Below are 17,724 nucleotides of genomic sequence, written 5' to 3'. Positions count from 1 at the left end.
TTGCTTTCTTTGCAGCAGCAAAGAAAGTGACTGCCGCCCCGCACAGGGGCAACGCTAATAAACCAAAAACAAAACGGGATCCGGCAAAGGCCTAAAATTCACGAGCATCCCCTCGCCCCACCCCATGCTCCCACCCGAACTCATCGAAACCGCTAGCCTTCCCTACCGCGCCGCAGGCCGCTTCGCATGGCACTTCGCGTCGGCGAAACTGCGTCACGATCCGTTCTTCGCCCACATCCTCGCGCACGGCCTGATCCCCGATGGCGCGCGCATCCTCGATCTCGGCAGCGGCCAAGGTTTGCTCGCCGCGTGCCTGGTCGGCGCGCACGCATGGCATCGCGATGACGCGGCTCACGCGTGGCCCGCGCGCTGGCCCGCCCCGCCCGTGCCGCAATCGATCCACGGCATCGACCTGACGACGCGCGACATCGATTGGGCGCGCATCGCGTTGAAGGCGCACGCGCCGCGCATTCGCTTCGTCTGCGACGACATTCGTGTCGCATCGTTTCCGCAGGCGGATATCGTCGTCGCGTGCGATGTGCTGCATTACGTCGATTCGAACGCCCAGGAAGCCGTGCTGCGCCGCGTGCGCGCAAGTCTCGCCGCGGATGGCGTGCTCCTGCTGCGCGTCAGCGATGCCGCCGCGGGCTGGCGCGCGAGCGTCGATCGCGCCGTCGATTTCGGCGTGCAACTCGCCCGGTCGGGACGCACGAACGGACTCACCGTGCGCAGCGAAGCGCAATGGCTCGCGCTGCTCGGCGATCTGCGCTTTCACGTGACCATCCGTCCGATGGGCAACGGCGCGCACACCGCCAATCGTCTGATTATTGCGCGGCCTGTGGACTGATGCGTGCGTGGCCCGAAAGGCCGTTTGTTACAATTCATCGTATTCGAACGCCATCGGACTTTGGGAATCTAGCCCGTAGTGAACCCTCTTCTGCTTACGCATTTCACCGCCACGAGCTGCGCGGGCCGCGGCCTCGACGCGACGCTCGACGCGCTCTCGGCGGCACGCAGCGGACTCGCGCCGTGCGATTTCGAAGGCGCCGCGTTGCACACGTTCACGGGCCGCGTCGCCGGCATCGAGGACGCGCCGGTACGCGCCGATTTCGCCGAATTCGACTGCCGCAACAATCGCCTCGCGCAACTGGCGATGACGCAGGACGGCTTCGACGAGCGCGTGCGCGAAGCGATCGGGCGTCATGGCGCGCAACGCGTCGGCGTGTTCATGGGCACGAGCACGGCGGGCATTCTCGAGACCGAACTCGCCTATCAGCGGCGCGATGCTCAAACCGGCGCGCTGCCCGCCGACTTCAATTACGCGACCACGCACAATCCCTATTCGCTCGCCGGCTTCGTGCGCGCGTACTTCGGGCTGCGCGGACCGGCGGTGTCGGTGTCGTCGGCGTGTTCGTCGGGGGCGAAGGTGTTCGGGTCGGCGCGGCGCATGCTGGAAACCGGTCTGATCGACGCGGCCGTGGTCGGCGGCGTCGATACGCTCTGTCTCACGACGCTCTACGGCTTCAACTCGCTCGAACTGCTCGCGCCGGGGCCGTGCAAGCCGTTCGATGTGAAGCGCAACGGCATTTCGATCGGCGAGGCGGCGGCGTTCGCGGTGCTCGAACGCGACTCGGCCAGCCACGCCGATGACGACGCGATCCGTCTGCTCGGCATCGGCGAATCGAGCGATGCGTATCACATGTCGTCGCCGCATCCCGAAGGACTCGGCGCGCGCATGGCGATGCAGCAGGCGCTCGCGAGCGCCGGACTCGACGCGCGCGATATCGGCTACGTGAATCTGCACGGCACGGCGACGCCCAGCAACGACGCCGCCGAAAGCCGCGCGCTCACGAGCCTGTTCGACCGCGTGCCGTGCAGTTCGACCAAGGGCGCGACGGGTCATACGCTGGGCGCGGCGGGCGCACTCGAAGCGGTGATCGCGGCGCTCGCCTTGCGGCACCAGATGATCCCGGCGGGCGCCAACACGAGCGAGCCGGACCCCGCGCTCGGCCTCGACTACGTGCTCGCATCGCGCGGCGCGCCGTTGCGCGCGGTGCTGTCCAACTCGTTCGGCTTCGGCGGGACGAATTGCAGTCTCGTGTTCGGACGCAAGGGAGCGGGCGCGGCATGACTCCATTGCGTGGTTTTATCGAAGGCGTCGGCGTGATCGGGCCGGGACTCGTTGGCTGGCCTCATACCGCCGACGTGCTGACGCGGCGCGCCTCGCGGACAGCCGCGCAGACCGTGCTGCCCGCGCCCGCCGGTTTGCCTTCCGCCGAACGCCGCCGCACCGGGCCGGTCGTGCGCGCGGCGCTCGCGGCTGCGCACGAAGCGGTCGCGCAAAGCGGCCGCGACGCCGCGACGCTCGCCGCCGTCTTCGCGGCATCCGGTGGCGATGGCGGGAATTTTCATGCGATCTGCGAAACCCTCGCGAGCGACGATCCGCAAATCTCACCGACGCGCTTCCACAACTCCGTCCACAACGCGCCCGCAGGCTACTGGAGCATCGCGACACGCGCGATGGCCGCATCGAATGTGCTCTGTGCATACGACGGCAGCTTCGCGGCGGGCCTGCTGGAAAGCCTCGCGCAAGTGAGCGTCGATGGCACGGCGACGCTGCTCGTCGCCTATGACACGGAATATCCGGAACCCTTGCACCACGCTCGCCCGATCGCGGATGCGTTCGGCGTCGCGCTGGTGCTCGCGCCGCAAAAGAGCGATCGCACGCTCGCGCGCATCGACGTGCATCTCACCGATGCGAACGCGTTCAGCTTCGCCGATGCCGATTTCGAAGCGCTGCGCCTGTCGAATCCCGCCGCGCGCGCGTTGCCGCTGCTCGAAGCGCTGGCGTGCGGGAAAGCATCGAATGTCGTGCTCGATTATCTCGATGGCACGCGTCTCGCCGTGGATATCGACCCGTCATGACCGCTGCGCAGATTCTCGATCGCGACTGGATCGCCGCGCGCATCCCGCACGGCGGCGCGATGTGTCTGCTGGACGCCGTCGTCGCGTGGGATGTGCAACGCATCCGCTGCGAAGCGACGAGCCATCTTCGCCCGGACAATCCGCTGCGATCGAAAGGCCGGCTCGCGTCGGTGTGCGGCATCGAATACGCCGCGCAGGCGATGGCGGTGCATGGCGCGCTCGTCGGCGAGGAAAGCAAACGTCCGCGCATCGGCATGCTGACGAGCGTGCGTGGCGTTCAGATCCACGTCGATAGTCTCGACACGCTCGACGCCCCGCTCGATATCGAAGCCGAGCGCATGGGCGGCGACGACATCACCGTGCTGTACCGCTTCACCGTTCACTGCGCGGAACGATTGCTGCTGAGCGGCCGCGCCGCGGTGATTCTCGACGCGGCTCAGGCCGCCGGTTTCGTCGCGCAATAAGCGGAGAAGATGCCGAGCTCGACATCGCGGCGCACGTTCACAAAGCCCGCGCGTTCGATGGCGGCGATCACGGCGTCGGGGGGCACGCAGGCCTCGATCGTGTCCCAGTAATAGCGCATCAGTTCGACGCTTTCCCCTTTCTTTCCGACGATGCGGGCGATCATCGGCACGACGCCGCGCATGTAGAACTTCAGCGCCGCGACGCCCATGCCATGCGCGGGCCGCGTGATCTCCAGCACGCAGAGCCGTCCGCCGGGCGCGAGTACACGGAAGTATTCATCGAAGGCTTTCGCGAGATCGCTCACATGGCGCAGCGCGAAACCCATGCTGAGGAAGTCGTAGGCGGCGCTGTCGCACGGCAGATTTTCCGCGGTGCCGATGCGCGTCTCCACGCCCACCGGCAGATGCGCCTCGCCGACCATGCCCGGACTCGGATCGACGCCGGTGACGAGCGTCGCATCGCCCGTGATCGCGACCGCTTCCTTCGTGACGAGCCCCGTGCCCATGCCGACGTCGAGCACGCGCATGCCGCGCGCGAGACCCGCCGAACGCAACGCGCGGTTGCGATACCACGAGCCGGAGCCGAAGGCCATCGCGCGCTCGATGGCGTCGTAATCGGAGGCGGTGCGATCGAAGATGCCGCGCAGCCAGAGACGCCTGGAGGGTTCGTCGGAGTAGTAGGAGGTGAGCGGCTCGTGCGGGGCTTTCTGGTCGATCGTGTCGATCTCGTCGCGCCGGGGGGAAGTCATCGCGTCTCCTGTGACTATTCGTGTGCCTGCAAGCCGCCGTGGCACGTTTTTATCACAGGGAGATCGATGACGTCACCCTCGCCCGCGCACGCGAAATCAGCTTATTTCGACGACGGCCTCTCGTGGCACGGCGGTCTCGGGCGCGGGCAACGCCAGGGTCATCGCCTTGCGCGCGCGCATCAGCGAGTTGCGCACGCGCCGCTCCGGGCGGCTGAACATGCCGCCGCCCACGAGTGCGACGAACGACGCGATGAGCGGCACCGCGAGCAGCATCGTCGCTAACTTGAAGAGACCGAGTTTCAGCGGGCTGCGCGACGCCCATGCGGACCACGCAAGCGCGAATCCCATATAGGCGATGCCCGCGGGCGCACCCGCCAGTTCGGGCATGCCGATACGTTGCGCGAGCGGCATCGGGAAAATCAGAACGAAGAGGACGATGCTCGACATCGCGTGAACGAGTAGCGCGCGCCGCTGCTTAAGGAGCCCCGTGACCGACCAGAACGCCAGCGCGAGCACGAACGGCGGACATGCGGCCACCACGGCCGCGAGCGCGAGATAGACCACGACGCCGCTCATCAGATTGCGCAGATAGCCTTCCGACGACACGTAATACACCATGTATCCCGCCGCGATCGCCGCCACGCACGCGACGAACGCGAACATGCCGCGCTGCCCGTCCGGCGAAACGAAGAGTCTCAGCATCAGGAGACTCGTGAAGCCGACCAGATAAACCAGGAACCGCACAACCGAAAAACGCTGTTTCATACCTCACCCCATTCCCCTGACGGTGCGAGCGGTCGCCGGTGCGGTCGCTCTGCCGCGCGCCGTGTGGTGGCGCGCCGCAGAAGACCTTATGGGACCTGTCCTCGCCCATCTATCGCCCGCGTCCGAATTCGAATGACGGATCGCGCGCTCAAAAAGCGCCGCCGCGAATAGCCTTTCGGTCTTTCGCGGTCGACGTCTCTTTATCGACGGGGAAACGGGAAATCTTTAGCCCTTGTGTGCGGGCCGGAGCGGAATGAACGTCAGCGCGTGAGCGGCTTCGCTTGTTCCATCGACGATGCGCGCACGAACTTGCCCGCGCCCAGATGGTGAATCGTGTGCAGCGGCTGATTCGATTCGTCGATGAACCAGTGCCCATCGACGAACACACGCTCATCGGCTGCGGCCGCGACGACTTCCGCAAAACAGGTGTCGTAGGCGTCTTCCGTGTGCTTCTCGTCGATGAGCTTGCATTCGAGCCACGCCGCACAGTTCGTCTCGATGAGCGGCAGGCCGAGCACCGGACCTTCGACTGTCTCGATGCCGAAGGCTTCGAACTTGTCGATCTCGCGCCCGCTCGTCGTGCCGACCGCGTAAGCGAGATCGATCATCGCCGCACCCGGCACGATGAGGCCGAACGTGCCGCTCGCGGCGGCCAGTTCGCGCGTATAGGTGTGCTTGTCGATCACGACGGCGATACGCGGCGGCGTGAACTCCACCGGCATCGACCATGCGGCGGCCATCACGTTGCGGCGTCCGCCATGCGCGCTGGTGACGAGGACGGTCGGACCGTGATTGATGAGACGGCTGGCGTGCTCCAGCCTGACGGGACGAAAGTGGCTCATGGTTTTATGGATGCAAAGGACAATTCGCGTGATTGTATGCGGTGTTCAAAATGCGCGTGCCGACGCACGGCAGCATTCACTATCCGATCGCCCGTGTCTCGCAGTCTGCGAATCGTGCTTGACAGACGCTCTTACGATATATATCTTTAGATATGTTTTACGACATATCTGGAGTGTTCCTATGAAATCCCGTTGCTTTCAACGCGCGCGTGAAGCCGGTTTCCGCGCATTCGGATCTGCATTTTCCTTCGACGCCCCCGAGTGGGCCGAGCGCTCGATCTTCGAACGCTGGGGCATGATCGGCCGTCATCGGCATGGTGGCGGCGGTCGCTTCGGCGGCGGTCCCGGTGGAATGGGCGGCATGGGTGGATTCGGCGGCGAAGACGGCATGCCGCGCGGCCGCAAGTTCTCGTCCGACGATCTGCAACTGCTGCTGCTCGCGATGCTCGCCGAAGCGCCGCGTCATGGTTATGAACTCATCAAGGCTCTGGAAGACCGCTCGAACGGTTTTTACGCGCCGAGCCCCGGCATGGTCTATCCGGCGCTCACGTATCTGGAAGAGCTGGGCTATGCGACCGTCGAACTGGAAGGCAATCGCAAGCGCTATGCGCTCTCGGATGCGGGCCGCGACTATCTCGCATCGAACCGCGAACGCGTGGACATCATGCTCGCTAAGCTCACGCATTTCGCACGCAAAATGGATCTCGTGCGCCGCGCCTATATGGGCGAGGAAGTCGATGACACCGCCGCCGACAGCGGCTGGGCGCCCGAACTGATCGCCGCGCGCCGTGCGCTGAAGAAAGCGCTGCTCTTGCGCACCGACGCATCGCAGGACGAGCAACGTCGCATCGCCGCGATCCTTGCGCGCGCGACGGCTGAAATCGAACAAAACCCCGCGCCGAAGCAGGCGTAAGAAGGAGCCATACACGATGACAGATCCCATTCTGCAAGACCGGCCCGATCTCGAAGTCACGCGCGTACGCCACCCGCTCAAGTTTCGCCTGGTGCAAGTCACGCGCGTAGAGGCGCTCAATCCGTATCTCGTGCGCGTGACCTTCACGGGCGACTCGCTCGAAGATTTCGTCAGCGCCTCTTTCGACGATCACGTGAAGCTGTTCTTCCCGCATCCCGGCGAGGCGATGCCCGCGCTTCCGCAAGCCGGTCCCGACGGTCCCACGTTCGATCCTTCGAAGCCGCGTCCTATCGCGCGCGATTTCACGCCACGTCGCTTCGACCGTGAAGCGCGCGAGCTCGATATCGAATTCGCGCTGCACGAAGCCGGCCCCGCGACGGCATGGGCCGCGCAAGCCGCGCCGGGTCAATATCTCGGCATCGGCGGACCGCGTGGATCGTTCGTGATTCCGACGCAGTTCGACTGGCATCTGATGATCGGCGATGAAACAGCGCTGCCTGCCATCGCGCGGCGTCTGGAAGAACTGCCCGAAGGCACGCGCGTCGCGACGCTCATCGAAGTCGCCGATCAATCCGCGCGCATCGAATTCAATACGCGCGCGGACCTCTACGCGCAATGGCGCTATCGCAACGAGAGCGAGCATCCCGGCGGCGCGCTGCTGCTCGCGTTGCGCGAAACCTATGTGCCCGATGGCGAAGGCTATGTGTGGGCCGCGGGCGAAGCCACGCTGATGCGCGCGGTCCGCAAGCTGCTATGCGATGAACGCGGCGTCGACAAGAAGCGCATTCGTGCATCCGCTTACTGGAAGCGCGGCGAGCAAGGCGTGCACGAGACGATCGACGGTTGATCTCAGGCGATGCGCGTCCATCGGCCATACTTCGCGACTTCTTTCTCGTCGAACGAGAAGCCGAGGCCGGGCGCATCGTGCAGCTTCACGCGGCCATCGCTATGCGATAACTGCCGGTCGATCAGCCTGCGGAAGTTCAGCACCTGATCGTCCCAGAAGAATTCGACATAGCGCGCATTCGGCGTCGCGGCAACGAGCGGCGCATGCAGATCGTGGAACCAGTGCGGGCACATCACGACGCCATGACTCGCAGCCGTCGCCGCGATCTTGCGCCATTCGGTAATGCCGCCGCACACGGCCGCATCCGTTTGCAGAATCGCGGCCGCGCCCTTGTCGAGCAGTTCCTTGTGATACCAGCGGCCATAGCCGATCTCGCCTGTCGCGATCGGAATGCGCGTCGCTTTGGCGAGACGCGCATGATTGTCGACATCGTCGGGCGAGAAAGGCTCTTCGATGAAGTACGGATCGTATTGCTCGAAGCGCCTCACGTGTTGCAGCGCCTGCGTGACATCGGTCCAGCCGTTGTTCATGTCGATCATGAGTTCGACGTCCGGCCCCACTGCTTCGCGCGCGGCCTTCACGCGACGTTCCTCTTCCTGCGGCGAGAGTCTGCCGCCCTTCATCTTCACCGCGCGAAAACCCTTCTCGACATAGCTTGCCATTTCCTCGCCGAGTTTCTCCGGCGTTTTGCCTTCGAGGTAATAACCGCCGCTCGCATAAGCGGGCACCGTGTCGAGCCGATGCGCGCCGAGATACTTGTGCAGCGCCAGTTCGTGCGTGCGCGCGTTCAGATCCCAGAGCGCGATATCGAGAATGCTCAGCGCGCGCATCACGGTGCCCGCGCGGCCTTGCAGAAGCGCTTCGTCGTACATCGCCTGCCACAGTCCTTCGACCGCATACGAGTCCTTGCCGATCAACACAGGCGCGAGCAATTGCTCGACGGCCACCGTCAGCAACTCGCCCGCCGCGCTGCCGATATAGCAAAAGCCGATGCCTTCGACGCCATCCGTCGAGCGGACCTTGACGAGACCATAGTGACGCGTCGAAACAGTGCGAGTGGAAAACGACGTGACGCGATCGAGCGGCACTACGGCCGCGCAAACCGTAATCGATTCGATGATGGGCATAACTTCGTCTCCGTGATTTTCAAGTCATTGCGAATGCAATCAGTTTGATGGCACGCATGCGCAAGAGGAAGTATCCTTTGGCTTCTTCAAACCCAAATATTTTTATCGATGGACTCGCGCTATCTGCAGAGTTTCGTGTTCGTCGTCGAGCTCGGCTCTATTGCCGAAGCGGCGCGCAGACTCGATCTCACGCCGGCCGCCGTCGCTCAACGGGTGAAGATGCTGGAAGCCGAACTCGGCACGACACTCGTGCGCCGCTCAGGCCGCACGGTCGGTGCGACGGAGGCTGGCGAGCGCATTCTGGCGCGTGCGCGAGCCGTGCTGCACGATATCCGCGACCTGCGCGCGGACATCGACAATACGGAACAACTGGGCGGTCAATTGCGTCTCGGCGGCATGGCGACGATGATGGCGGGCCTCATCCCCGATGCGCTCGCGGTGCTGCTGAATCGTCATCCGCAGATGGACTTTTATCTGGAGCCGGGCACGTCGCTCGACCTCTATCGCAAAGTGACGAGCGGCGATCTCGACGCCGCCGTGATCGCGCAGCCGCTTTTCAATCTGCCGAAGAGTTGCGACTGGCATACGTTCAGAAAGGAAGCGCTGGTTCTTCTAACGCCCGCTTCGATGCACGTTACCGATGTGCATGCCACGCTGCAAACAGAGCCGTTCGTGCGTTATGACCGCAATGTCGTCGGCGGACAGCTTGCGGATGCTTATCTGCGGCAACATGGCATCAAGCCACATCAACGTTGCGAGCTGGATGGCCTCGCCGCCATCGCGACGCTGGTCGATCGCGGGCTTGGCGTATCGCTGATACCGGATTGGGCATCGCACGAATCGGGCGGACTATCCTTGAAGAAGTGGGCGTTGCCGCATGCCGCACCGAAGCGTCTCGTCGGTTTGCTATGGGGACGATCATCCGCGCGATTGCGCCTCGTGCAAGCGTTTCTTGCTGCCGCCGAGTCTATCGGACGGAATTGAAAACGCGATGAACCATCAGCGCCGGTTGCTTCCGGAAACAAATATTTCTATGGTTTGAAGGAAGCGCCACACGCAATCAAAGCCCGCGTAAAGCCGCGATAATCGAAGCACGGATACATTCAACGCTCATCAAACGGTAGTGCGACCATGACCGACACGTTCAAGAAAAAAGCCAGCGTAGAAGCAGCGCAACCGAAGGGTCTGCGCAAATCGCTGACGAGCTATGGAGACAACGGCTTCTCGCTGTTCCTGCGCAAAGCGTTCATCAAGGGCGCGGGTTATACAGATAGTGCGCTCGATCGCCCGGTGATCGGCATCGTCAACACGGGCAGCGCGTATAACCCGTGTCACGGCAATGCGCCGCAACTGATCGAAGCTATAAAGCGCGGCGTGATGCTGGCTGGCGGCTTGCCGATGGATTTTCCGACGATATCGATCGCCGAATCGTTCTCGCAACCGACGAGCATGTACTTGCGCAATCTGATGTCGATCGACACGGAAGAGATGATCCGCGCCCAGCCGATGGACGCGGTCGTACTGATCGGCGGATGCGACAAGACCGTGCCCGCGCAGCTGATGGGCGCGGCATCGGCTGGCATTCCCGCGATTCAACTCATCACAGGCTCGATGCTCACGGGCGCGCATCGCGGTGAGCGCGTCGGCGCATGCACCGATTGCCGCCGCTACTGGGGCCGTTTTCGTGCGGAAGAAATAGACGAAGCGGAAATCGCGGCCGTGAACAATCAGCTCGTCGCAAGCGTGGGCACCTGCTCCGTGATGGGCACGGCGAGCACGATGGCGTGTATCGCCGAAGCGCTCGGCATGACGATGCCCGGCGGTGCATCGCCGCCCGCGGTCACATCGGATCGCATGCGCATCGCCGAACTCACGGGCACGCAAGCGGTGCAGATGGCGCGCGATAACCTCACCATCGACAAGATCCTCACGAACGAGGCATTCGAAAACGCGATGCGCGTGCTGCTCGCGATCGGCGGCTCGACGAACGGCATCGTGCATCTCACCGCGATCGCCGGACGCATGGGCTATGACGTCGATCTGAAGGCACTCGATCGCATGGGACGCGAGACGCCTGTGCTCGTCGATCTGAAGCCGTCCGGGTCGCATTACATGGAGGACTTTCACAAGGCCGGCGGCATGGCCACGCTTTTGCGCGAATTGAAACCGCTTCTGAATCTGAATACATTGACGGTAACCGGGCGCACGCTCGGGGAAGAAATCGAAGCGGCGGGTCCGGCATTCGAGCAGGACGTCGTGCGTGCCTTCGACAAGCCGATCTATCCGCAAGGCGGCATCGCGGTGCTCGAAGGCAATCTCGCGCCGGGTGGCGCGATCATCAAGCAATCCGCGGCGAATGCCGAGTTGATGGAGCATGAAGGCCGCGCGGTCGTGTTCGAGAATGGCGCGGATCTCGCGGCGCGCATCGATTCCGACGATCTCGACGTCACCCCCGACGATATCCTCGTGCTGAAGAACATCGGCCCCAAAGGCGCACCTGGCATGCCAGAAGCCGGCTATATCCCGATTCCGCGCAAGCTCGCGGTGAAGGGCGTGAAGGATATCGTGCGCATCTCCGATGGGCGCATGAGCGGCACCGCATTCGGCACCATCGTTCTGCATGTGACGCCTGAATCTGCGGTGGGCGGGCCGCTCGCGCACGTTCGAACCGGCGACCGCATTCGCCTGAGCGTATCGAAGCGCGAGATCACTCTGCTCGTCAGCGACGAAGAACTCGCCGCGCGTGCGAGCGCATCGCCGGTTAGCGTGCCGAGCGCGGATCGCGGTTATCAAAAGCTGTTTTACGACACGGTGACGCAAGCGGACAAGGGCGTCGATTTCGATTTCCTGCGCGCGACGACGACGCGTGGTGTGATTCCTCGGTCATGATCGTGCGCGTATGAATGAATTCAATATCACTCATGCAACATGCCGATGCGCGCGCTTCGCTTTAAGATAACCACTTCATCATGACCGGCCCTATGCGCCAGGAGCGGCAGGTGCTTTTATTGAAACGTGGACATGGCGCAGCGCTGTGCATGACCTGCGCGTTGTCGTTCGGACCGATATACGCTTTCGCGGCCGCGCCGCGCGCTGGCCATACGGCGAGTGCTGTCGAAACCGCGAGCGGTGCAGCGGCGCACGGCATCATGTCCGCCGATGCGCTTCCGCCGGACTTCGCTGGCGACGATCCCGAGCACGTCCGCGACGCGCTCGCGGGTCACCCTGCCCCAGGACAGCCGGTCTCGATCACGAACCGCGTCCGGGCATTTCTGTCGCGTCCATTTCGAAAAACGGAGCAAGGCGCCTCCGCGGCTGCGAGCGCGAGTCAAACTCGCGAGCAGGCCGATCGCACGTTCACGTTCGTCATTCCGGTTTCGTACGGGGTGCGCTACCTGTCGAAAAAGAAAGTGCTTTCGGTGAACGTCTCGCTGGCGGCGCCCGAAAGTCCCGACGCGATTCTGCTCAAGCAGACTGTGAAGGGACAAAGCGGCCGTAAGCTCGTCGTCGCGCCCGAGGCCAAGGCGAAGGGATTCGTTCAGAACTTCGACGTCATTCAGTTGAAGCCGGAAAACGGCATCAAGACGACCGTCAACGGTCGGATCATGCTCCCGAGTTTCGATCACGAGCATGGCAGCGGCGACTTCGCGATCGTGCTCATCTGCTCGCTCGCGCCGCCCTATCTGACCGATGATGTCGAGCACAGCGCGCCCACCGACGAAGAACCCACCGACATCACGCGCAGGACATCGACATTGAATGGAAGGGTCGACGCTGCGTGGCTCATCGATCGCAAGGAAGGCACGATCATCACGAAGCGGCTGCACCTCGTGAAATAGGCCGTCGTTTCGATCTTTCGAATGCGACGAAGTAGACAACCTCGTCTACTATCGCAGGCAAGGCTGCCCGATTCCCGGACGCCCGTGCGAAACCAATGCGGTCGGAACGACTACAATCGGTGTGCGAACACGCGCAGGGCTATTCATCAGATGCGCGTCATATGCGAATAAGCCCCTGAAACAGGGCGCTTTCCGACGCAAGGCGTGATCGCGCCGCACACGATGTCGTGCCGGGTCGTGCGGAAATGGCGTCACGCGGAGAACCTGAATGCCCGCCAGATTGAATGCGGTTCGCAAGACCGGACGCATGGTCAGTCGCCGGCTGATGCGACGCAACAGCACCGCCGCGATGCGCTTCGCCGATTCGTTTTCGCGCTTTCCGGCGCTCGCCGGCCTCATCGGCACAGCTATCGCCATTTCCATGGCCGTGTTGTCGTTTGCCGCGCTATGGCAGGGACGCGCGCAGGCGCTGCAAAACGCGCACCAGGCAGCGGCCAACCTCGTCGCCACGTTGAGCGCCGATATCGCACGCAATGTCGAATCGAGCGATCTGTCGCTGCGCACCATCGTCAGCGGCACGCAAAATCCCGCCGTGATGGCGCTGCCTCCCGATCTGCGCAAGCTCGTCCTCTTCGACGGCGCCACCGGCACGAACTTCGTCGGCGGCGCATTCGTGATGAATCGCGAAGGACGTATCGTCGTCGAACGAGAACCTTCAGAGCATGCCGACCTGCTCTTCGACGATCGTGACTACTTCAAGGTTCACGCCGAGCATCCCGACGCTGGCCTCTTCATTTCCGGACCGTACATATCCCGGCTGCGCAAAGGCACGGCTTCGCTCGCGCTGAGCAGGCGCATCGACGCACCGGATGGCTCGTTCGCAGGCGTCGCCGTGATCGCGTTGAACGTCGCGTATTTCAACAACCTGCTTTCGCGCGTGAACGTCGGCAAGTCGGGCTCGGTGTTCATCGTGCAGCAGGACGGCGTAATGATCGCCCGCAAGCCCGCATTGCCCTCTGACGTAGCCGGATACGTCGCCAGATCGCCAACCTTCGCTGCGATGCGGGACGCGCCGTCCGGCTCTTATCTCTCGCGATCGCCGATCGACGGTGTGCGGCGACTCTACACCTTCCAGCATGTGCCGGGCACCCAGCTTATCGCGGCGGTCGCGCCTGCCGAGGATGAAGTGCTCGCGGCCTGGCGCGAGCGCAGCATCGTCATCGGCGGATTGACCATGATGTTCGGCGGCGGCTTTGTCGTCATCTCCTGGCTGCTCGCAATCTCGCTGCGGTCGCGGGCGATCGCGCAAGAGAAGCTGCAACGGCTCGCAGGTACCGATTCGCTCACCGGCCTGTGCAACCGCCGCGCGCTGGACCGCCGGCTCGACGAGGAATGGCGACGTGCCCGCCGCGCCGATCAACCGTTATCCGCTTTGTTCGTCGACGTCGACTACTTCAAGCTCTATAACGACACCTACGGTCACGCGATGGGCGACGATGCGCTCGTCGCGGTGGCCGATTGCATACAGAATTCCGCGAAGCGGCCCGGCGATATCGTCGCGCGCTATGGCGGCGAGGAATTCGTGGTCGTGCTGCCGGGCGCCGAAGCGAGCGGCGCACTCACGTTCGCCGAGCGTCTTCGTGAGAGAGTCGAACAACTCGACATTGCCAACAGCGCCGCGCCCAAGGGCGTGCTGACGATCAGCATCGGCATCGCAACCGCCTCGCCGCGTCAGATCGCGGACGCGCTCAAGCTGCTCAACAGTGCCGACTCCGCGCTTTATCTCGCCAAACGCACCGGACGCAATCGCGCGATCCACGAAGACAGCGTCGCGGGCGGCGAGCCGTAGCGCGAGGCTCCGCATTGTCGCGCGTATGATGCATCGTGGATGCAATCGTGCGTTATGTATGCCGCATGCCAACCGCATTCGAGCGAATTCAGAACAGAAGGAGACAATCCGATGACCGCATCCACCGCCGTATTCGCGATTCTGTTCTCGCTGCTTTTGGGCGCGATGATTCCCGGCCCGAGTTTCGTGATCGTGGCCCGCAACTCGATCGGCATATCGCGCGCCGATGGTCTCGCGACCGCGCTCGGCATGGGCGTCGGCGGCATCTTCTTTGGCGGCATCGCTCTCGCGGGGCTCTATACGCTGCTCGTCGCCGTCGAGTGGCTCTACATCGCGCTCAAGATCGCGGGCGGCCTGTATCTGATCTACATTGCGTCGAAGATCTGGCGCGGCGCCGCGAAGCCCATGCAGATCCCGACGCAAGACGACGCGCCGACGCTCACGACGAGCGCGCGCAAATCGTTCTGGCTCGGCCTCACGACGCAACTGAGCAATCCAAAGACCGCCATCTGGTACGGAAGCATCTTCGCGGCGCTTCTGCCGCAACATCCTCCGCTGTGGTGCTACTTCGTGCTGCCGCCGATGGTCTTCGCGATCGAGACGGGCTGGTACACCGTCGTCGCTCTGGGTTTCTCCAGCAAGGGTCCGCGCGAGATGTATCTGCGCGCGAGGAAATGGATCGATCGCATCGCCGCGAGCGTGATCGCCATGCTCGGTCTGCGGCTCATACTCACCGCGGGCAGAACCGGTCTGTAATTCCGCATGCAAAAGACATAAGGCGAAAGACAAAAGGCCGGACGCGCCGCGAGGCACGTCCGGCCTTCTCACTGACAGGAGCGATGCTCCAGCATCACAGCGGATGCAGCTTGCCGTCGAGGTCCATCGTCCACTGTGATCCGTCCTTGAATGTCAGCACGCCGCTTTGAGCGTCGATATGAGTCGGCCTGCCGGCTGGCTCCTTCTTGTCGCCTCCGATGATCCGGGACATCTCGGCAGAGGACAGTTTCTGGGCATGTTGCAGATCGTCGAGCTTCAGGTTCGCCATGGCGTTTCTCCTTGCGGTGCGTAAGCGGGAGTTCATTAGAATCGAATCGAGCGTGGAGGCGCTCGCTCAGTCTTTTGCATTGTGTATGCCAACGCTCGGGCATAAGGCTTCGAAGCCTGCCGCGCCTTATGCCGTGGGCTTGCGGCATGCAAAACGCGTCAACCATCGACGCAGCAAGTCAGATGCTGACCAACACACGAGGCACGGCACTGTCGGCGTCGCGACGACATCTCACATCCTTTCGTTTCGCCAACACAAACGCCGCTCGCGGTCTTTGGCTCAGGACTTGCTTTTATCCGCGCTCACGCAACCGGCGATACGACCGGAACTTGCACAAGGAGGAGATGATGCAAGACGATGTCCGCGAGATCGCGGCGACCCCCGATGAACGAGAGAGCGGCTGGCTGATCCCGTCGATCCGCAAGGCCCACGAGCGGTCGGAGACATTCGGCCTGAACGCATCGACTCGTCCCGATTACGACGTGCTCACCGATGGCGACTTGCTGCTCAAGCTCGAGCAGAACCGTGTGCTATGCGCACACGCGACACCGGTGATGGAAACCCTGCGTGAACAAATCGTCAACACGCAGAGCATGATCGTGTTGACCGACGCTCAAGGCCTCATTCTCCATTCCACCGGCGACGACGACTTCCTGGCACGCGCAGAGAAAGTCGCGCTTATAGCCGGCGCGAACTGGGCCGAGGAACGACAAGGCACCAATGCGATCGGCACGGCGATCGCTGAATGCTCACCGACCGTCGTGCATGGCGATCAGCACTATCTCGCGGCCAATCGCTTTCTCACGTGCTCCAGCGTGCCGATCCTCGATCCTTATGGCGATCTGATCGGCGTGCTGGATGTCACCGGCGATCATCGAAGCTACCATCGCCACACGATGGCGCTCGCCCGCATGTCGGTACAGATGATCGAAAACCATCTGTTTTCCAGCACTTTTCAGGGCATGCTGCAGATCGCGTTCCATAGCCGCCCCGAGTTTCTCGGCACGCTGATGGAGGGCATCATGGCCTTCACCTGCGATGGCCGCTTTCTCTCCGCCAATCGCAGTGCGCAGTTTCAGTTCGGCCTGCCGCTCTCGGCGTTGCGCGCGCATACGCTTTCATCGCTCTTCGGACTGACGAGCGCGCAACTGATCGATCGTTCGCAGGCGAGCCGCGCGCCGCATATTCCGCTGGACCTGAACAACGGCGCCGTCGTGTGCGCGCGCGTGCGCCTGAACCGCGCTCCGATCGCCGGCATGGCGGCCACGCCCGTGGCGATCAAACCCGCGCCGCGCGCATCCGTTGCGATCGATACGTCATCGAAACTCGCGTCACTAGATACGGGCGATCCCAGAGTGGCCGCGGTGATCAGCAAGGTACGCAAGGTTATCGGCAAGGACATACCGATACTCGTCACAGGCGAAACGGGCACCGGCAAGGAGTTGCTCGCGCAGGCGATTCACAGCGATTCACCGCGTCGCGCGGGGCCATTCGTCGCGGTGAACTGCGCATCGATTCCGGAGAACCTGATCGAGTCGGAGCTCTTCGGTTATGAGGAAGGCGCGTTCACCGGCGCACGACGCAAGGGCGCGGCCGGCAAGCTGCTGCAGGCGAATGGCGGCACGCTGTTTCTCGACGAAATCGGCGACATGCCCTATCCATTGCAGGTGCGCCTGCTGCGCGTGCTGCAGGAGCGCGTCGTCGATCCACTCGGTTCCAGCAAGTCGATACCGGTCGATGTGGCCATCATCTGCGCGACGCACCGCAATTTACGAGAGATGATCGAGCAGAACAGCTTTCGCGAAGACTTGTACTACCGCCTGAATGGACTCGTCGTCAAGCTGCCGCCATTGCGCGAGCGCACCGACCTCGCGACCGTGATCACGAAGATGCTGCAGGCTGTGAGCACCGACGAAGCGTGCGGCATGCGCCTGTCCATCGACGATGAAGTGATGACGCTCTTCGAGCGTTACGCGTGGCCCGGCAACTTCCGGCAGCTGTGCAATCTGCTGCGCACCGCGGCCGCGATGGTGGACGACGATGGCTGCATTCGTCGGGAACATCTTCCGGAAGACTTCTTCGAAGAGCCCCTCGGCAATGTACAAACCATGTCTGAAGCGTACCCTTCATCGACGCTCGCTTCGGGACGACTACAGGAAGTCACGGCATCCGTGATCGCAGCCGCGCTCGCGCGCCATCGTGGCAACGTATCCGCCGCCGCGCGCGCGCTCGGCGTTTCGCGCAACACGATCTATCGCAAGATGCCCGCTTGTTCACCGATGGAGCAATGAGTTGTTCCATGCGGTGTTCCACTTCGATACACCCCTGTCACGAAGAGGCACAGCGCGGCACATCGGCC

At 63.2% G+C, this 17,724-nt stretch carries 17 protein-coding genes; 12 read left to right on the top strand and 5 right to left on the bottom strand.

Annotated features, from left to right (window positions below):
- Window positions 1-124 precede the first annotated feature (124 nt).
- The 4 genes from PQR08_RS20645 to PQR08_RS20630 all read left to right on the top strand — a co-directional run bounded on the left by PQR08_RS20645 (window position 125) and on the right by PQR08_RS20630 (window position 3,389).
- Window positions 125-847 (top strand): class I SAM-dependent methyltransferase, encoded by a 723-nt coding sequence (locus tag PQR08_RS20645; RefSeq protein WP_250486157.1) that lies wholly within the window; start codon window positions 125-127, stop codon window positions 845-847.
- Window positions 848-925: 78 nt separating this feature from the next.
- A complete protein-coding gene (locus PQR08_RS20640; protein ID WP_238290939.1) occupies window positions 926-2,131 on the top strand; it encodes a beta-ketoacyl-[acyl-carrier-protein] synthase family protein in 1,206 nt (401 codons plus the stop codon).
- Window positions 2,128-2,925, top strand: a complete 798-nt coding sequence (locus tag PQR08_RS20635; protein WP_250486156.1) for a beta-ketoacyl synthase chain length factor — start codon at window positions 2,128-2,130, stop codon at window positions 2,923-2,925. Before PQR08_RS20640 ends, PQR08_RS20635 begins: the two co-directional genes overlap by 4 nt.
- Window positions 2,922-3,389, top strand: a complete 468-nt coding sequence (locus tag PQR08_RS20630; protein WP_250486155.1) for a hotdog family protein — start codon at window positions 2,922-2,924, stop codon at window positions 3,387-3,389. Before PQR08_RS20635 ends, PQR08_RS20630 begins: the two co-directional genes overlap by 4 nt.
- Here the strand turns inward: PQR08_RS20630 and PQR08_RS20625 are convergent.
- From PQR08_RS20625 to PQR08_RS20615, 3 genes are all read right to left on the bottom strand, one after another.
- Entirely contained in the window at window positions 3,362-4,138 is a 777-nt protein-coding gene (locus PQR08_RS20625) for a class I SAM-dependent methyltransferase (protein WP_250486154.1), read from the bottom strand. The two genes, PQR08_RS20630 and PQR08_RS20625, sit on opposite strands and share 28 nt — an antisense overlap.
- A gap of 96 nt (window positions 4,139-4,234) precedes the next feature.
- Window positions 4,235-4,903 carry a hypothetical protein gene (locus PQR08_RS20620; RefSeq protein ID WP_238216342.1) on the bottom strand — a complete coding sequence of 223 codons (669 nt, stop codon included), beginning with the start codon at window positions 4,901-4,903 and terminating at the stop codon, window positions 4,235-4,237.
- A 260-nt stretch (window positions 4,904-5,163) separates the two neighbouring features.
- Window positions 5,164-5,745, bottom strand: a complete 582-nt coding sequence (locus PQR08_RS20615) for a flavin reductase family protein (RefSeq protein ID WP_250486153.1) — start codon at window positions 5,743-5,745, stop codon at window positions 5,164-5,166.
- A gap of 181 nt (window positions 5,746-5,926) precedes the next feature.
- Between PQR08_RS20615 and PQR08_RS20610 the strand changes: the two genes are divergently transcribed.
- Together PQR08_RS20610 and PQR08_RS20605 are read left to right on the top strand one after the other, a co-directional pair.
- On the top strand, window positions 5,927-6,658 hold the full coding sequence (locus PQR08_RS20610; RefSeq protein ID WP_408162211.1) for a PadR family transcriptional regulator: 732 nt from the start codon (window positions 5,927-5,929) through the stop codon (window positions 6,656-6,658).
- A gap of 16 nt (window positions 6,659-6,674) precedes the next feature.
- On the top strand, window positions 6,675-7,505 hold the full coding sequence (locus PQR08_RS20605) for a siderophore-interacting protein (protein ID WP_250486152.1): 831 nt from the start codon (window positions 6,675-6,677) through the stop codon (window positions 7,503-7,505).
- Window positions 7,506-7,507: 2 nt separating this feature from the next.
- On the opposite strand, the gene PQR08_RS20600 is transcribed toward PQR08_RS20605, so the two are convergent.
- Window positions 7,508-8,632, bottom strand: a complete 1,125-nt coding sequence (locus PQR08_RS20600; protein WP_250486151.1) for a mandelate racemase/muconate lactonizing enzyme family protein — start codon at window positions 8,630-8,632, stop codon at window positions 7,508-7,510.
- Between the two features lie 108 nt (window positions 8,633-8,740).
- Between PQR08_RS20600 and PQR08_RS20595 the strand changes: the two genes are divergently transcribed.
- From PQR08_RS20595 to PQR08_RS20575, 5 genes are all read left to right on the top strand, one after another.
- Window positions 8,741-9,616, top strand: a complete 876-nt coding sequence (locus PQR08_RS20595) for a LysR family transcriptional regulator (RefSeq protein ID WP_238216334.1) — start codon at window positions 8,741-8,743, stop codon at window positions 9,614-9,616.
- A gap of 147 nt (window positions 9,617-9,763) precedes the next feature.
- On the top strand, window positions 9,764-11,521 hold the full coding sequence (locus tag PQR08_RS20590) for an IlvD/Edd family dehydratase (RefSeq protein ID WP_250486150.1): 1,758 nt from the start codon (window positions 9,764-9,766) through the stop codon (window positions 11,519-11,521).
- 110 nt (window positions 11,522-11,631) lie between these two features.
- On the top strand, window positions 11,632-12,471 hold the full coding sequence (locus PQR08_RS20585) for a hypothetical protein (RefSeq protein ID WP_250486149.1): 840 nt from the start codon (window positions 11,632-11,634) through the stop codon (window positions 12,469-12,471).
- Between the two features lie 325 nt (window positions 12,472-12,796).
- On the top strand, window positions 12,797-14,320 hold the full coding sequence (locus PQR08_RS20580) for a GGDEF domain-containing protein (RefSeq protein WP_408162212.1): 1,524 nt from the start codon (window positions 12,797-12,799) through the stop codon (window positions 14,318-14,320).
- A 111-nt stretch (window positions 14,321-14,431) separates the two neighbouring features.
- Window positions 14,432-15,076 carry a LysE family translocator gene (locus tag PQR08_RS20575; RefSeq protein WP_250486147.1) on the top strand — a complete coding sequence of 215 codons (645 nt, stop codon included), beginning with the start codon at window positions 14,432-14,434 and terminating at the stop codon, window positions 15,074-15,076.
- Between the two features lie 94 nt (window positions 15,077-15,170).
- Here PQR08_RS20575 and PQR08_RS20570 read toward each other — a convergent pair whose 3' ends face one another.
- Window positions 15,171-15,365: a hypothetical protein gene (locus PQR08_RS20570; RefSeq protein WP_187604301.1), complete on the bottom strand. Its 195-nt coding sequence runs from the start codon at window positions 15,363-15,365 to the stop codon at window positions 15,171-15,173.
- Window positions 15,366-15,712: 347 nt separating this feature from the next.
- Between PQR08_RS20570 and PQR08_RS20565 the strand changes: the two genes are divergently transcribed.
- Window positions 15,713-17,656: a sigma-54-dependent Fis family transcriptional regulator gene (locus tag PQR08_RS20565; protein ID WP_250486146.1), complete on the top strand. Its 1,944-nt coding sequence runs from the start codon at window positions 15,713-15,715 to the stop codon at window positions 17,654-17,656.
- The last annotated feature ends 68 nt before the right edge of the window (window positions 17,657-17,724 follow it).

This window comes from Caballeronia jiangsuensis (assembly GCF_046030135.1).
Lineage (GTDB): Bacteria > Pseudomonadota > Gammaproteobacteria > Burkholderiales > Burkholderiaceae > Caballeronia > Caballeronia jiangsuensis.
Note: the sequence above shows the minus strand (reverse complement) of the source record. Positions and strands in the feature narration are given on the sequence as shown.

Bases quoted from the DNA above. Each gene is read 5' to 3' on its own strand.
- PQR08_RS20575 (WP_250486147.1), top strand. From the start codon at position 14,432: ATGACCGCATCCACCGCCGTATTCGCGATTCTGTTCTCGCTGCTTTTG.
- PQR08_RS20630 (WP_250486155.1), top strand. From the start codon at position 2,922: ATGACCGCTGCGCAGATTCTCGATCGCGACTGGATCGCCGCGCGCATC.
- PQR08_RS20570 (WP_187604301.1), bottom strand. From the start codon at position 15,365: ATGGCGAACCTGAAGCTCGACGATCTGCAACATGCCCAGAAACTGTCC.
- PQR08_RS20565 (WP_250486146.1), top strand. From the start codon at position 15,713: ATGCAAGACGATGTCCGCGAGATCGCGGCGACCCCCGATGAACGAGAG.
- PQR08_RS20625 (WP_250486154.1), bottom strand. From the start codon at position 4,138: ATGACTTCCCCCCGGCGCGACGAGATCGACACGATCGACCAGAAAGCC.
- PQR08_RS20645 (WP_250486157.1), top strand. From the start codon at position 125: ATGCTCCCACCCGAACTCATCGAAACCGCTAGCCTTCCCTACCGCGCC.
- PQR08_RS20600 (WP_250486151.1), bottom strand. From the start codon at position 8,632: ATGCCCATCATCGAATCGATTACGGTTTGCGCGGCCGTAGTGCCGCTC.
- PQR08_RS20590 (WP_250486150.1), top strand. From the start codon at position 9,764: ATGACCGACACGTTCAAGAAAAAAGCCAGCGTAGAAGCAGCGCAACCG.
- PQR08_RS20620 (WP_238216342.1), bottom strand. From the start codon at position 4,903: ATGAAACAGCGTTTTTCGGTTGTGCGGTTCCTGGTTTATCTGGTCGGC.
- PQR08_RS20610 (WP_408162211.1), top strand. From the start codon at position 5,927: ATGAAATCCCGTTGCTTTCAACGCGCGCGTGAAGCCGGTTTCCGCGCA.
- PQR08_RS20635 (WP_250486156.1), top strand. From the start codon at position 2,128: ATGACTCCATTGCGTGGTTTTATCGAAGGCGTCGGCGTGATCGGGCCG.
- PQR08_RS20615 (WP_250486153.1), bottom strand. From the start codon at position 5,745: ATGAGCCACTTTCGTCCCGTCAGGCTGGAGCACGCCAGCCGTCTCATC.
- PQR08_RS20595 (WP_238216334.1), top strand. From the start codon at position 8,741: ATGGACTCGCGCTATCTGCAGAGTTTCGTGTTCGTCGTCGAGCTCGGC.
- PQR08_RS20605 (WP_250486152.1), top strand. From the start codon at position 6,675: ATGACAGATCCCATTCTGCAAGACCGGCCCGATCTCGAAGTCACGCGC.
- PQR08_RS20580 (WP_408162212.1), top strand. From the start codon at position 12,797: ATGCGACGCAACAGCACCGCCGCGATGCGCTTCGCCGATTCGTTTTCG.